This window comes from Isoptericola sp. NPDC019693 (assembly GCF_044389085.1).
Lineage (GTDB): Bacteria > Actinomycetota > Actinomycetes > Actinomycetales > Cellulomonadaceae > Isoptericola.
The window spans coordinates 61,749-75,094 of the sequence record NZ_JBIRXP010000006.1 but is presented as its reverse complement, the minus strand read 5'-3'; the positions used below and the strand labels follow the sequence as shown (position 1 = coordinate 75,094).

General features: G+C 75.0%; 13 protein-coding genes and 1 tRNA gene. 8 read left to right on the top strand and 6 right to left on the bottom strand.

All coding sequences use genetic code 11. The features are described 5' to 3' along the window. Window positions 1-92: 92 nt before the first annotated feature. Together ACH436_RS17195 and dcd are read right to left on the bottom strand one after the other, a co-directional pair. Window positions 93-1,211 (bottom strand): hypothetical protein, encoded by a 1,119-nt coding sequence (locus tag ACH436_RS17195; protein WP_430561416.1) that lies wholly within the window; start codon window positions 1,209-1,211, stop codon window positions 93-95. A gap of 125 nt (window positions 1,212-1,336) precedes the next feature. Then, on the bottom strand, window positions 1,337-1,912 hold the full coding sequence (dcd, locus tag ACH436_RS17190; RefSeq protein WP_430561415.1) for a dCTP deaminase: 576 nt from the start codon (window positions 1,910-1,912) through the stop codon (window positions 1,337-1,339). Between the two features lie 582 nt (window positions 1,913-2,494). Between dcd and ACH436_RS17185 the strand changes: the two genes are divergently transcribed. The 7 genes from ACH436_RS17185 (at window position 2,495) to ACH436_RS17155 (ending at window position 7,417) form a co-directional block, all read left to right on the top strand. Beyond that, the gene (locus ACH436_RS17185) at window positions 2,495-2,698 is read left to right on the top strand and encodes a cold-shock protein (RefSeq protein WP_429765752.1); all 204 of its coding nucleotides are present in this window, start codon (window positions 2,495-2,497) and stop codon (window positions 2,696-2,698) included. A gap of 102 nt (window positions 2,699-2,800) precedes the next feature. Continuing rightward, a tRNA-Gly gene (locus ACH436_RS17180) sits at window positions 2,801-2,874 on the top strand. Window positions 2,875-2,951: 77 nt separating this feature from the next. Next, window positions 2,952-3,968 (top strand): glycosyltransferase family 2 protein, encoded by a 1,017-nt coding sequence (locus ACH436_RS17175; protein ID WP_430561414.1) that lies wholly within the window; start codon window positions 2,952-2,954, stop codon window positions 3,966-3,968. Continuing rightward, entirely contained in the window at window positions 3,958-4,911 is a 954-nt protein-coding gene (locus tag ACH436_RS17170) for an NAD-dependent epimerase/dehydratase family protein (protein ID WP_430561413.1), read from the top strand. Before ACH436_RS17175 ends, ACH436_RS17170 begins: the two co-directional genes overlap by 11 nt. After that, window positions 4,902-5,447, top strand: a complete 546-nt coding sequence (locus ACH436_RS17165) for a hypothetical protein (RefSeq protein ID WP_430561412.1) — start codon at window positions 4,902-4,904, stop codon at window positions 5,445-5,447. The genes ACH436_RS17170 and ACH436_RS17165 overlap by 10 nt, the downstream gene beginning before the upstream one ends. Beyond that, entirely contained in the window at window positions 5,444-6,907 is a 1,464-nt protein-coding gene (locus ACH436_RS17160) for a hypothetical protein (protein WP_430561411.1), read from the top strand. The genes ACH436_RS17165 and ACH436_RS17160 overlap by 4 nt, the downstream gene beginning before the upstream one ends. A gap of 18 nt (window positions 6,908-6,925) precedes the next feature. Further along, window positions 6,926-7,417, top strand: coding sequence for a GtrA family protein (locus tag ACH436_RS17155; RefSeq protein WP_430561410.1), 492 nt, complete (start codon window positions 6,926-6,928; stop codon window positions 7,415-7,417). Here the strand turns inward: ACH436_RS17155 and ACH436_RS17150 are convergent. Continuing rightward, the gene (locus tag ACH436_RS17150; protein WP_430561409.1) at window positions 7,379-8,116 is read right to left on the bottom strand and encodes a class I SAM-dependent methyltransferase; all 738 of its coding nucleotides are present in this window, start codon (window positions 8,114-8,116) and stop codon (window positions 7,379-7,381) included. The two genes, ACH436_RS17155 and ACH436_RS17150, sit on opposite strands and share 39 nt — an antisense overlap. 251 nt (window positions 8,117-8,367) lie before the next feature. On the opposite strand from ACH436_RS17150, the gene ACH436_RS17145 reads away from it, so the two are divergent. After that, window positions 8,368-9,765 (top strand): hypothetical protein, encoded by a 1,398-nt coding sequence (locus ACH436_RS17145; RefSeq protein WP_430561408.1) that lies wholly within the window; start codon window positions 8,368-8,370, stop codon window positions 9,763-9,765. A 9-nt stretch (window positions 9,766-9,774) separates the two neighbouring features. Here the strand turns inward: ACH436_RS17145 and ACH436_RS17140 are convergent, their stop codons facing one another. The 3 genes from ACH436_RS17140 to ACH436_RS17130 all read right to left on the bottom strand — a co-directional run bounded on the left by ACH436_RS17140 (window position 9,775) and on the right by ACH436_RS17130 (window position 13,334). Further along, entirely contained in the window at window positions 9,775-10,806 is a 1,032-nt protein-coding gene (locus tag ACH436_RS17140) for a pirin family protein (protein WP_430561407.1), read from the bottom strand. Window positions 10,807-11,626: 820 nt separating this feature from the next. Beyond that, entirely contained in the window at window positions 11,627-12,688 is a 1,062-nt protein-coding gene (locus ACH436_RS17135; RefSeq protein ID WP_430561406.1) for a hypothetical protein, read from the bottom strand. 85 nt (window positions 12,689-12,773) lie between these two features. After that, the gene (locus tag ACH436_RS17130) at window positions 12,774-13,334 is read right to left on the bottom strand and encodes a DinB family protein (RefSeq protein WP_430561405.1); all 561 of its coding nucleotides are present in this window, start codon (window positions 13,332-13,334) and stop codon (window positions 12,774-12,776) included. Between the last annotated feature and the right edge of the window lie 12 nt (window positions 13,335-13,346).

Below are 13,346 nucleotides of genomic sequence, written 5' to 3'. Positions count from 1 at the left end.
GGGGCGTCGGCTTTACTTTACCGGCATCGAGCGATGGTCCGACCCTGACGAGGTGACACCTCGGTGTGACCTGAGTCGCTCGACGTCACGCCCTACAGGTCCTCGGGGGCGAGCAGGAAGTCCGCCTCGTCCGCGATCTCGCCGCCGACGGCCGCGTGGATCGCGACCGCCATCTTCCCGACGAGGTCGGCCGCGCGACGCCGGGCGACGACGTGCGCCGCCTGGGGGAACTCCTGGTTGGCCTCGTACAGGTCCGGCGGGTCCCACCGCACGTGGTAGCAGACGGCGCCTCCGGCGGCCCACGGCAGCTCGCGCACCAGCAGCGGCAGGGTCTCGTCGCCGACCACCTCGACCGTGACGGAGCCGTCGGGCCCCAGATCGGTCGACAGCCCGTACGCGTCGAGCACCATCGGCGCCTGCAGCGCGGCGATGTCGACGTCGTCGGCACGCTCGTGGATCGCCTTGCGCACCTCCGGGTCGAGCGGCTCGCCCGGGTACAGGGGGCGGTCCGCGATCCCCGCGGGCGGCCCCTCGTAGGGCTTGCCCTCGGTCGCGAGCCGCACGCGCGGGTGCGTGGCCTGCAGCACGCGGTGCGCGGCCTGCGGGTCCAGCCAGATGTCGGAGTACACCGTGAGGTCCACGGCCCGGTCGGGGTCCGGGGTCAGCACGACGCCCGGACCGGTGGCGCGCCGGCCGCCGTCGGCGTCGTCCCACGTGCCCGCGACGTCGATCCGCACCGAGCCGCCCAGCCGGCGCGCCGCCTGGAGCAACCAGGACACGACCCGCTCCTCCTCGCGGTTCGGCAGCGCGGCGGGGAACGCGCGCCCGAGGCCGTCGCGGTCGCCGCCGAACCGGGTGGCGTCGTCCCAGCGCTCGCGCGGGCACACGACGTCGAACACCATCGCGGTGCCGGCGGGCAGGCCCGCGTCGACGCCCTTGCCCGACGGCGCGTACGGGCCCGAGACGACGCTGTGGCGCGACAGCCGCAGCACGCCCGGCTCCCCCGGGTTCGCCATGCGGCCCACCGGGACGTCCGCCCCGGGCAGGTCCGCGGGGACCACGTCCCAGCGCGTGCCGACGAAGCGGGACATCGCGAGGACCTCGATCTCGTCGACGACGACATCCGACGGCACCCCCAGCAGGTGACGCGCCTGGTGGCCCTGCGCCGCCACCTGCGGCAACGAGGGCAGGACGGGCTGGTTCTGGGCCACTTCGCGGAGCTCCTTCCGGGACCGGGGCGCGCCGGTGCCGGCGCGGCGGGACCGAGCGTAGCGACGTCCGGACCCGTCGCGGAACGGGCCGTCGGTGGCCCCGCTGCCGCGGCCGCGCGCGGCGCTCAGACCTCGCTCCGGTGGAACGACTGCCACGAGCGGCTGGCCGTCGGGCCGCGCTGCCCCTGGTAGCGCGAGCCGTACGCGTCGGAGCCGTAGGGGTGCTCCGCCGGGGACGACAGGCGGAAGAAGCACATCTGCCCGATCTTCATGCCGGGCCACAGCGTGATGGGCAGCGTCGCGACGTTGCTCAGCTCCAGCGTGACGTGGCCCGAGAAGCCGGGGTCGATGAACCCGGCGGTGCTGTGCGTGAGCAGCCCCAGGCGCCCCAGCGACGACTTGCCCTCCAGCCGCGCGGCGACGTCGTCGGGCAGCGTGACGGACTCGAACGTGGAGCCGAGCACGAACTCCCCCGGGTGCAGCACGAACGGCTCGTCCGGCGCCACCTCGACGAGGCGGGTGAGCTCGGGCTGCTCCTGCGACGGGTCGATGAACGGGTACTTGTGGTTGTCGAACAGCCGGAAGTACCGGTCGAGACGGACGTCGATGCTGGAGGGCTGGAGCATCGTCGGGTCGTACGGGTCGAGGACGACCCGCCCGGCGTCGAGCTCGGCCCGGATGTCGCGGTCGGAGAGCAGCACGGGGACACGGTAGTCGGGTCGGGCGGGGAGCGCTCCGCCGTCCGACGCCGGGCCCGACCGGCCTTCGTGTATCCTGGACGCCGCGCACGCCGCGGGATCCGACCCCGGCACTCTTCGGTACCTCGCATCGAAGCAAGGTCCGCGCGCAGGAGACAGCACCGCTGTCCACGACGATCTCCGCCCGACGAACCGACCTCACGGCGTCGCGCGGAACGAGAGCAGAGCAGAGAGCATCACTTCTTCCACCATCGCAAGGCCCCTCGCGTCCGCGTCCGCGGCGGAGGGCACCACCCGACCCACCCCCGTGTGGCGCCGGGCCGACGACGACCTGTGGGTCGCGACGGTCGACGGCGAGTACGGGGGCATGATCACCCGACTTCCGGACGGCTTCCACGTGCACGACCGCTTCTCGCGGCCCGTCGCCGTCGTCCCCACCCTGGCCGAGGCGACGGCGCAGCGCGCGCCCGCCCGCCACGTCACCGCGCGCGCTCGTCGAGCCCGCGCCCGCACCGTCCGCACCCGACCGGGTGCGACGACCGGACCGGCGTTCGCTGGTCCGTCGCATCAACGAGAGAAGACACCATGACCACCGGAACTGTGAAGTGGTTCAACGAGGAGAAGGGGTTCGGCTTCATCGCCCCCTCCGACGGCACCGCCGACGTGTTCGCGCACTACAGCGCCATCGTCGCGGACGGCTTCCGCTCCCTCAACGAGGGCCAGCAGGTCGAGTTCGACGTCACGCAGGGCCCCAAGGGCATGCAGGCGTCCAACATCCGCCCGCTCTGACGCCGCCGCCGGCACGCCGTCCGCGGCGTGCCGGCCACCGGTTCGGAGCATCACCCTCGGTTGGGTATGATCGGGGCGCGCACACCGTCACGGTGCTGCTGCGCGGGTGTAGTTCAATGGTAGAACTTCAGCTTCCCAAGCTGACAGCGCGGGTTCGATTCCCGTCACCCGCTCCACCGCTTCCCCGCCCCCAGGGCGGGGTCGCCGCACGGCCTGTCGCCACCAGACCCCACTCGCCCTAGAGTGATGTGGCATGGTGCAGGCCACCCCGGACGGCACAGACCTGGAGCACACGCTCTCGGTCGTCATTCCCGTCTACCGGGGCGAGCGCCATCTGCCCGGGCTCGTCGAGGAGCTCGTCCCCCTCACCGAACCCGGACGCTCCCCCGCCGGCCACCCGTACCGTGTCACCGAGGTCATCCTCGTCAACGACTGCGGCCCCGACGACTCCGCCCGGGTGATCCGCGAGCTCGCGGCGGCGCTCCCGTGGGTCCGGCCCGTGTGGCTCAGCCGGAACTTCGGGCAGCACGCGGCGACCACCGCCGGCATCGCGAGCTCGTCGGGCGACTGGGTCGTGACGATGGACGAGGACGGCCAGCACGACCCGGCCGACATCGGGGCGCTCCTCGACACCGCGATGCGCGAGCGCTCGGCGCTCGTCTACGCGTCGCCGCGCAACGAGACGCCGCACACGGCGTTCCGCAACACGACCTCGCGGGCCGCCAAGCTGCTCATCAACCTGCTCTCGGGCGGGGACGCCGACGCGACGAAGTTCCACAGCTACCGCCTCATGCTCGGCGAGATCGGGCGCAGCGTCGCCGCGTACGCCGGCCAGGGCGTCTACCTCGACGTCGCGCTGAGCTGGGTCGCCGACCGGGTGACCACCTGCCCCGTGTCGGTGCGCTCCGAGGGCGAGCGCGTGTCGGGCTACTCCGTGCGCACCCTGCTCTCCCACTTCTGGCGGATGGTCATGACGAGCGGCACGCGCGGGCTGCGGGTCGTCAGCCTGATCGGCGCGGTCTTCGCGACCTTCGGTCTCGTCCTCGCGGTCGTGCTCGCCGTCGAACGGCTCGCGGGCGGCAACGTCCCCGAGGGGTGGACCTCGACCGTCGTCATCCTCCTGCTGTGCTCGGGCCTCATCCTGTACGCCCTCGGCATCGTCGCCGAGTACATCGGGGTGGCGGTGAACATGGCGATGGGGAAGCCGCCGTACGTCATCATGAGCGACCCGCACTCCGGACCCCTCGGCAGGGGCGGTCGTGCCACGTGACGGGCAGGTGACCTGGGTGGTCGGCGGCGGCGGGCTGCTCGGCGGCCAGCTCGTCGCGTGCGCCAGGGCGGCGGGCCGCACCGTCCGCACGAGCACCGTGCCCTGGCACGACCCGGCGGCCTCCGTGTCGGTCCTGGCGAGGGACGCCGAGCGCCTGCTGGGGACGTTCCGGTCGGTCGACCTGCTCTGGGCCGCGGGGGCCGGCGTCGTCGCGACCGGCCAGGAGGCGCTGGACCGCGAGGTGTCCGTCCTCGACGCGGTCGTCGACGTGCTGGCCGCCGCGTGCGGGCGGCACCCCGGGACGACGGTCCGCGCGTTCCTCGCGTCCTCCGCCGGCGGGGTCTACGCGGGCTCGGCGGACCCGCCCTTCACCGAGGCGACGGCGCCGAGGGCGCTGGCGCCGTACGGGGTGGCGAAGCTCGCCACCGAGTCGGCGGTGCGACGCCTGACGGCGTGCGGCGCCTCGGTGCTGGTCGGGAGGATCGCCAACCTGTACGGGCCGGGCCAGAACCTGGCCAAGCCGCAGGGCCTGATCACCCAGCTCTGCCGGGCCGAGGTGCAGCGCTCTCCGCTGCTGATCTACGTCTCCCTGGACACGGCCCGGGACTACGTCTTCGTGCGCGACGCCGCGCGCATGGTGCTGGCGGGGATGGACCGGCTCGCCGAGGCCGGGCCGGGCGCCGCCGTCGTGAAGATCCTCGCCTCGCAGAGCGCGGTGACCCTCGCGACGATCGTGGGAGAGCTCTCCCGCATCACCAAGCGGCGCGCGCCCATCGTCCTGGGCACGTCCCCGAGCACGGCGTTCCAGACCCGCGACCTCCGCTTCCGGTCGACCCTCTGGCCGGAGGTCGACCGGCTCGCGACCACCACGCTGGCCGCCGGCATCGGTGCCACGTTCGCGGACGTCGCGCGGTCCCTGCGGCGACCGGGGGCGTGCCGATGACGCGCGGCGGGCGCCACCCGCTCCGCCGCGCCGCCTCCCTCGTCGTCCTCCTGACGGGGGTGGTGGGGACGTCGTCGTGCGTCGACCCGTCGGCCGGGTACCAGGGACCCGCCGCTCTCGTCCCCCCGCTCGCCGGCCCCTGCTGGCCGCTGCCCGACGACGTCAGCATCGACGTCGGGCACCAGGTCATGCGGCAGTACGTCGTGGGCGACCGGTGGGTGCTGGTCGCCCAGTTCGACCAGGTCGGCCCGGACGACTTCACCGAGAGCCTCACCGACAGCCTGGTCGACGGCGGCTTCACCCCGCTGGGCGCGGACGGCGGGTGGCACCGGTTCGAGGCCCCCGGGTACGGCGCCGTGGCGTTCGACGTCGCACCGCTCGAGGACGCCACGCCCGAGACCCTGGTGCAGGGCACCTTCCGGCTCGACCTGCCCCGGAAGGCCGGCCTGCCCCGCAGGACGGCGGACTGCACACCGATCGAGAAGGTGGACCCGCCGGCCGAGGGGGCGACCGTGATGCGGAAGGGCTCGTCGTGACCGGCGCGGGTGGGATCACGACGCCCCCGCCCGGGGTGCGACGTCGGCCGGTCCTGCCCCTGGTCGTCGTCGGCACGCTGGTCCTCCTGAACCTGGCGCTCCGGGTCGTCCTGGCGTTCAAGGCGCTGCCCGGCCCGCTGGCCGGCGACGAGGTCGCGTACACCACGGGCGCGCGCGTCCTCGCGGACTCCGTCCACGCCCTGCTGCAGGGCGACGGGCTCCCGACGGACGAGCTCCAGGCCCGCCTCGTGGGCAACGGCTGGTTCATGCCCGGGATGGCGCTGCTGCTCACCCCCCTGTTCCTGCTGGACCCGACGGCGGACGACGTCACCGTCCGGCTGTTCCTCGGCGGGCTCTCGACGGTCGTCTTCCTCGGCGTGGTGGCGGTCGTCGCCCGGACCCTCGGGCTCCGGACCGCGGCGGTGCTGCTGGTGGTCCCCGGGCTCGTCCCGATGTGGGTCCTGTTCGGCTTCAGCGCATGGGGGGACGCCTGGGCCGGTCTCGTGATCCTCGCGACGGTCCCCCTGCTCGTGGTCATGTGGCGCCGGCTCGACTCCACGGGCACGGTTCGGCTCCGCGACGCGGCCCTGCTCGGCCTGGCCCTGGTGGTCACCCTGTACCTGCGCTCCAGCGCGCTCCCGCTGGTGGTGGGTGTCCTCGCCCTGCTCGTCGTGGTGGTGCTCGTGCGGACCCGCGGCCGGGCGCTCGTGCGGTCGCTGGCCGCGTGCGCCACGGCGGCCGCGGTGGTCGTGCTGCTGCTGGCCCCGTGGTCGACGATCATGACCCGCACCTTCGGGGAGCGCGTCACCACGACCACCACGATGTCGCTCTCCGTCGCCTACGCCTTCGGCGACCGGGACGAGCTCTGCTTCGGCCCGTGCACCGAGGGGAACATCTGGACGAACATGGCCCGCTACGCGAGGGCGGTGGGCGCGCAGACCGGCGAGAACCCCCTGGAGGTGCGACGGCAGATGCGCGACTACGCGATGCGGGACGTCACCCCCTCGACGTACGCCGCCGGGGTGCTCGACAACTTCAGGCGGTACGCCTTCTCCCCCGACTCGTACGACCACGTGTTCCGGCCCGGGGTCGAGGGGACGGCCGCGCCGCCCGAGACGGCCCCCGACCGGCTCAGCATCGCGGCGACGCGCTGGACGTACTTCGTCGCCCTCGGCGCCGCCGCGGTCGCGATCGTGGCCGCGCGACGGGTGCGGACGGACGCCCAGGTCATGGTGATCCTCGCCTCCGGCCTGCTCGCCCTCCTCATGTCCCAGCCGTTCGTCCACGTCTCCAGCGGACGGTACTGGCCGGTGTTCGCGCCGCTGCTCGGGATCGCCGTCGCCGGGCTGCTGGCGCCCGCCGACCCCGCGAGGTCGAGCACGGTGCTGCGCCGGACGCAGGTCGCGCTCGCCGCCGGCTGGGTCGTGGTCGTCGCCGCCCTGTTCGTCGTCGCCGGGTGACGGTCGAGGAGGCACCGGATGACGGACCAGGGCAGGACCGGCCCCGCGTGGCGGGCCAGGATCGTGGCGGTGCTGCGCCGGCGGGAGTCCGCGTACCTCGTCGTGGGCGGGATCAACACGCTGGTCGGCCTGCTGGCCTTCGCGGCCTTCGAGCGGCTGCTCGGTGACACGATCGGGTACCTCGGGGCCCTCGTCCTGGCCTACGCCGTCGGCATCGCGGTGGGCTTCACGCTGCAGCGCCGCTTCGTGTTCAGGGTCCGGGGCGGTGTCTGGCTCGACCTCGTCCGGTTCGTGGGCGTGCAGCTCAGCGCGCTCGCGCTGAACGCCGCGCTGCTCGGGGCCTTCGTGGAGCTCCTGCACCTGCCCGTGCTGCCGGCGCAGGTGCTGGCGCTGGCCCTGACCGTGGTCGCCAGCTACTTCGGCCACCTTCACTTCTCGTTCCGGCGGCCTGCGGGGGCCGCCGGCCCGGGGTCAGAGCGGGGGCCGGCGGGCGGCGACGACGACCGATGACCCGAACGGCAGGTCGCGGCGTGCCAGCAGCCTGCCGTCGACCGTCCCCAGCGCGGTGAGGACCCGGTCGGCCACCGGGGGCGTCCTCGGGAGCCGGACGATGTCCGCCGCCCCGCCGTCGTCCCGCTTCACGAGGCCGCGGGCACGGCGCGCGAGGCGCTCCACGACGAAGGCCGGGAACGTCGAGGCGAACGCGTAGGTCGCACGGAGGATCTCGAACCCGCCGTCCCCCAGCGCGGCCACGGCGCGCCCCCGCGTGTAGCGGCGCACGTGCCCGTTCCGGACGTCGAAGTCGCTCCAGAGCCATTGGTAGGCCGGCACCGTCATGAGGAAGTGGCCGCCCGGCCGCAGCACCCTGCGGATCTCGGCGAGCACGCGGTCCTCACGGTCGCAGTGCTCCAGGACGTCGAAGGCTCCGACGACGTCGAACGCGCCGTCCGCGAAGGGCAGCGCGTCCGCGGAGCCGCACACCCCCGAGCCCGGTGCGAGGCCCCGCGGGTCGAGGTCCAGGGTGACGTGGTGGTCCCGTCCTCGCAGCCAGCCCACGCTGGGCCCGTCGGCGCTGCCCACGTCCAGGACGGCCCCCGCGCCGTCGGTGTACCGGCCCAGCACCGTGCGCAGCAGGTGGGTGCGGGTGCGGTACCACCAGTAGTCGGAGCTCTCGAGGGACGCAGACCCACCGTTCGCCGACGGATTCACAGCCACGAACGTACCCGCGCGGCGTGCGGGTCGCGCGACGCCCCGACGTCCGGCGGTCGGGGCCGGGCTCGTGGAGTGGTTCGTGGACTGGTCGTGGGCGGGGCGTGGACGGGTCGGTGGGCACCCGGCCGGGCGCGGGTTCACCCGCCGCACCGGGGGCACGCGCGGCCGGGCGTGCATAGGCTGCCTGGCACGCTCGACGCCGTCGAGACCGTCGCCCGACGCCGGGCGAGGACGCCCCGGGGGGAACCATGCAGGCTCGCGCGATCACGGTCGTCGCCCTCGTCACCACGGCACTGCTGGCGGAGCCGCTGGCGGCCGTCGGCGCCCCGGTGCCCGCGGCCGCGCCGTCGGCACCGTCAGCGGTCACGACGACGGACCCGCCGCCCACCATGGGACGGGTGCCCGACGGCGAGGCCGTCGACGACGTCGTGCGGTGGCAGTCCGCCGTCGCCGGTCCGGACGCCTCGGCGCCCGCCCTCCGCGCCCGGACCGACCGCAGCGTGCACCGGGTGGACGTCGCGGTCGCGACGCCGCACTGGATGTCGAAGAACCGGGCGGCGCAGCTCGTGCGCGACGCCGACGTCGACGCGCTGCTCACCAAGGTGTCGGCGTACTGGTCGACGCAGTCCGGCGGCCGCGTCCGGTTCGTGCGCTCCTCCGAGATCGAGCGCATCGACACCGGCGACGGCGCGTGCACGACGACCAGCCGCATCCTCAAGCAGGTCAAGCGCGGCGGGCGGGCGCACTACGGCGCGGACTGGATGACGTCCAGGACGCGCGGCCCGGGCACCCGGGAGCACCTCGTGGTCCTCTTCCCCTATCTGCGGGGCGACCGTCCGGGCGGGCCGCGGGAGACGGACACGTGCGGCGGCACGCTCGGGCTCGGCTCCCTGCCGAGCACGGCGAGCCGCGACAACCCCGGCGCCTGGTCGTTCTCGCTGTTCGGCGGGCCCGACGGCGAGACCCGCAGCTCGCGGTTCACGCACCCCCAGTACGCGACGGCGGTGTCCACGCTGGCGCACGAGCTCGGCCACAACATGGGCCTGGAGCACTCGGGCGTGGGCTGGTGCACCGGGAGCGTCCCCGACCGCACCTTCACGTCGTCCCGGTGCGGCGCCGTCGAGGGCCTCGACCCGATGGACCTCATGGGCGCCGACTTCGCCGCCGTCGGCACCGCCCCGCTGTCGGGCGCGCAGAAGAAGCGCCTGGGCGTGCTCCCGGCGTCCGACGTCGTGACCGTCACGAAGAAGGGCGGCGCGCGCACCGTGACGCTCGACGCCCGGCACCGGAGCACGAGCAGGCCCACCCTGCTGCGCGCCGTCGACCCGAGGACCGGGCAGTACTACTACGTGGAGTTCCGGCGCCCCAGCGGGGCCCGGTACCCGTACCTCGGCGGCATCCCCTGGCGGGCCGCCGGCAACTACACGGTCGCGTACGGGGTCACGGTGAGCCGGCTCGGGCGGCAGGGCTCGACGTGGGCCTACCCCGGGGAGCACCTGGTCGTGCCGATGGGCAAGGAGTCGGCCCGGCGGTCGAACCTGCGGGAGGGCTCGTCGTTCACGACCCGCTCAGGGGCGATGCGGATCACGGTGCGGTCCACGTCGGAGGGCGCCGCGACCGTGCGGGTGACGTTCCCGCGGACCTGACGCGCCCCGTCAGCGCCGGGTGCGGGGCCGCAGCCGGACGTCGGGCAGCACCGGCGCACGCAGGGGCCCGCTCGCGTACCCGTGCACCTGCCCGAACCTCCGGTCGGCGGCCCCGTCGGAGTACCGCGTGGGCGTGTCCTCGCCGTCGTCGGCGACCTGCGCCATCCAGTCGGCGCGCGCCCGCGCGACGTCGTCGTGCGTGCGGCCCACGAAGTTCCACCACATGACGACGTCCTCGGTGAACGGCTCGCCGCCGACGAGGACGGCGCGCACGGGGGTCGCGCCCGCCGTCACGACGAGCCGGTCGCGGCCGGGAGCCACGTAGCCGAGCTCGGCCACCGGCACGGTCTCTCCCTCGAGCGTGGCGTCGCCGGCGTCGACGAGCAGGGCGTGCTCGAACGTCGGGTCCGTCTCCAGGGTGAGGCGCCCGCCGGCCGGCAGGTCGAGCTGGGCCCCGACGATCGGCGTGTACGTGCGGGCGGGCGACGCGAGCCGCTCCCCCGCGACGCCGAGCTCCCCCATGAACACCTGGACGCGCGCGCCGTCCGGCGTCGCGACGGGCAGGTCGCCGTGGTGCTCGAAGTGCGGCTCCGACGTCCGGTCGGCCTCGGGCAGCACCGTCCACAGCTGGACGCCGTGCAGCACGGGCGGGCGCCCCTGCGCGGGCGACTCCTCCGAGTGCGAGATGCCGACGCCCGCGGTCATGAGGTTGAGCTCCCCCGGGCGCACCGTCTGGAGCGAGCCCACCGAGTCGCGGTGCAGGATCTCTCCGGCGAACAGCCACGAGACCGTCTGCAGCCCGATGTGCGGGTGCGGCGGCACCTGCATCCCCGCGGAGCCGGAGACGCCGTCCGGGCCGTAGTGGTCGCAGAAGCACCAGGCCCCCACGAGAGACCGCTGCCGCTGCGGGATCGTGCGTCGCACGTTCATCGCCCGCGGGCCGCCGAGGGGGACGTCGCGGGCGGTCAGCAGCTCGACGCCGGCCGGGCGGTCGCCCGCCGTGCAGGTGCGCTCCGCGGGCCGGGTCTCGAGGTTGCTCATGGCCCGAGCGTAGGCCGCGCGGCGCTGCGCCGGAGCCTCGGGCCGGATGTGCCGAGGCCCCCCGGGGCGGCCGGGGGGCCTCGGAGTGGAACCGCGTCCCCCTGATCGACGGTCCCGGGGACCAGGGGTGCCGTGGCGACGTCACGACCCCGACCGCTCGCCGTGTCCCACCGAGGCCTGGTGCGTCGTCGCCTCTGCAGAACCCGTTCTCCACGAACAGCCGGACGCGGGTGGTCTTCCGGCCCCGTACAGGCACCTGCGTCGTCACCCGCAACCCGCACCGCGGTACGGGACGGCCCGTCGTTCTCCGGTCGACCGTGTCCCGTGGAGCGGGCAAGCGACCGCCCTCTCGGGTGATCGTCGGCCCGGCCTCCCCAAGACCGGTACGCACGTTTCTAGACCTGCTGCGGGTGCGGTGCAAGGGGTCTGGAGCAGGTTTTCCCGGTGGATCTTCTGGTCACAGGCTCGTCCACAGGATGACCCGCGGAATCCCCATGTCGCCCACAGCCCTGTGGAAGAAATCTGTGGACGACGCGCCGGGCGCGACACGCCCCGGCCGCGGGACCAGGCTCACCCCGCCTCGCGACAGCCGGGCACCGCCCGCCCGGGACGGCGCGCAAAACCGCAGGATCTCGCGGCTGCCACGGGGGTCCGTCCGACGGCACGGCGCGGCAGCACCGGCGTGCCGACGGACGCGGTGCGCCCGTTCCAGGGTGGAACGTCGCAGGTGAGGAAGCGTGCAACAGGGCATCGGCACGGCGTCGCCCTGTGGACAACGCCTGTGGAAAGCGTCTGTGGACAGCGGCCTGCCCGACCCCGGTCACACCCAGGCGCGCGCCCCCGGCGACGCCGCGGCGCGCCGCAGCTCCAGGTCGCGCTCCGAGACCTCGAACCCGGCGTCGTCGACGACGACACCGCCCGCCCGGCCGCGCAGCAGCGTCGCGGCGCGCGCCAGCAGCGCCCGGGCCCGGTCGCGGGCGATGAGGTGCAGCCCCGACGGCTCGAACACCTGCAGCTCGTACGGGTCCGGCGGCCGCCACACGAGGTGGACGGCCGCCCCGTCCGACCCGCCCTGCCCCCGGTCCGTCGGGAGCGACCACGGGCGCCCGGTCGTCGCCCCCGGGGCGACGACGAGGTCGCCGTCGTACGGCGTCCGCGCCAGCACCTGGTGACCGGGCCCGCCCGGGACCGCCTCGAGCCTGGCGGTGGCGACCACCGCCCGCACCACCTCGAGCAGCTCCTCGGCGTGCACCGGCCGCGCCGGCCGCACCGTCAGGTCGACGGCGGCGCCCGGGTCGGGACGCACGGCCTGCCGGCCGTCGGCGAGCAGCACCCCCGCGGCGCGCCGGGCCACCGCGACGGCCCACCGGACGACGCGCAGCTCCTCCCCGACCGGCATCGCCGCCGCGAACGCGAGCGCGATCCCGTCGTGGTCGTCGTGGACCGCCGGCCGGGCGCCCCGCACGTCGAGCGCACCGTCCCCCCGGCCCAGCGCCCAGGCATCCGCCGGGGCCGCGGTCCCGAGCGCGGCGGCCGCGGCGGGGTCGAGCGGGAAGGGACCTGTCGCCCGGTGCTCCGCACCGAGCCGCAGCACCCCCGGGGCGGACCGGACCGCAGCCCGGACCCCGTGGAACCGCGCCCCGCCCGCGGGCCGACCGGGCGCCGCCGCGGACGGCTCGGCCAGCCAGGCGACGTCGTCGAACCACGCGGCCGCCAGCTCGGGCAGGTCGCCACCGGGCCGGTCGCCAGGGCGGTCGTGGCCAGGCCCGTCGGGGCGAGGCCGGTCGTGGCCGGCCCCTCCGTCGTCGTCGGGCCGGCGCGGCACGACGAGCACGTGGTCGGAGGTGTGCTCCGCGGGGACGAGCGCCGGGACACTGGCCATGGCGCGGACCGTACCGGTCAGGGGGTCACCGGGCCGTGACGGCGAGGTTGCGGTCGTGTGACGGGACTCCGGGGCGGGTGCGCCGTCAGGCGCGCACGTCGTGCAGGTGGTGCACCACGTCGTGCAGGAAGTACTGCCCCAGCGTGCGGACGGTGAAGACCGAGCCGTTGGACCGACGTCCCGTCCGCCCGGCATCCTCGGGAGCCACGGCGTCGAACGACGCCGCGACGGCCGCGCCGTCGACGTCGAGCTCGGTCACCAGGGCCGCCACGTCCTGGTGGGCGTAGTCGCCCTCGAGCGCGGCGACGTCCTGGTCCCAGTTCGCGAACGCCGGGTCGTCCTCCGCGAGCATCAGGGCGAGGCGCTCGTCGAAGATGCGGAAGACGTCGCGCACGTGCGCGGCGTACTCCAGCGTCGACCAGACGTCGGCGCGCGGCCGCTCGGCGACGTCGGGCCGGGCGAGGACGGCGCGCCACCGGGGCAGCGTCGCGCGGACGGCGGGGCCGACGTCCGACGGCTCCACGCCCGCCGCCGCGAACCCGCACTCCGGGCAGGGGCGCTCCAGCACCCAGGTCCAGTCCTTGGTGTCGGGGACGATGCCGTCCGGCTGTGCGTGCTGCTCTGAAGGCACGGTGGGGTCGGTCACACCGGAACCCTA

Excerpts from the sequence above, each read along its gene's own strand:
- ACH436_RS17185 (WP_429765752.1), top strand. The coding sequence starts at position 2,495 with ATGACCACCGGAACTGTGAAGTGGTTCAACGAGGAGAAGGGGTTCGGC.
- ACH436_RS17175 (WP_430561414.1), top strand. The coding sequence starts at position 2,952 with ATGGTGCAGGCCACCCCGGACGGCACAGACCTGGAGCACACGCTCTCG.
- ACH436_RS17155 (WP_430561410.1), top strand. The coding sequence starts at position 6,926 with ATGACGGACCAGGGCAGGACCGGCCCCGCGTGGCGGGCCAGGATCGTG.
- ACH436_RS17145 (WP_430561408.1), top strand. The coding sequence starts at position 8,368 with ATGCAGGCTCGCGCGATCACGGTCGTCGCCCTCGTCACCACGGCACTG.
- ACH436_RS17140 (WP_430561407.1), bottom strand. The coding sequence starts at position 10,806 with ATGAGCAACCTCGAGACCCGGCCCGCGGAGCGCACCTGCACGGCGGGC.
- ACH436_RS17135 (WP_430561406.1), bottom strand. The coding sequence starts at position 12,688 with ATGGCCAGTGTCCCGGCGCTCGTCCCCGCGGAGCACACCTCCGACCAC.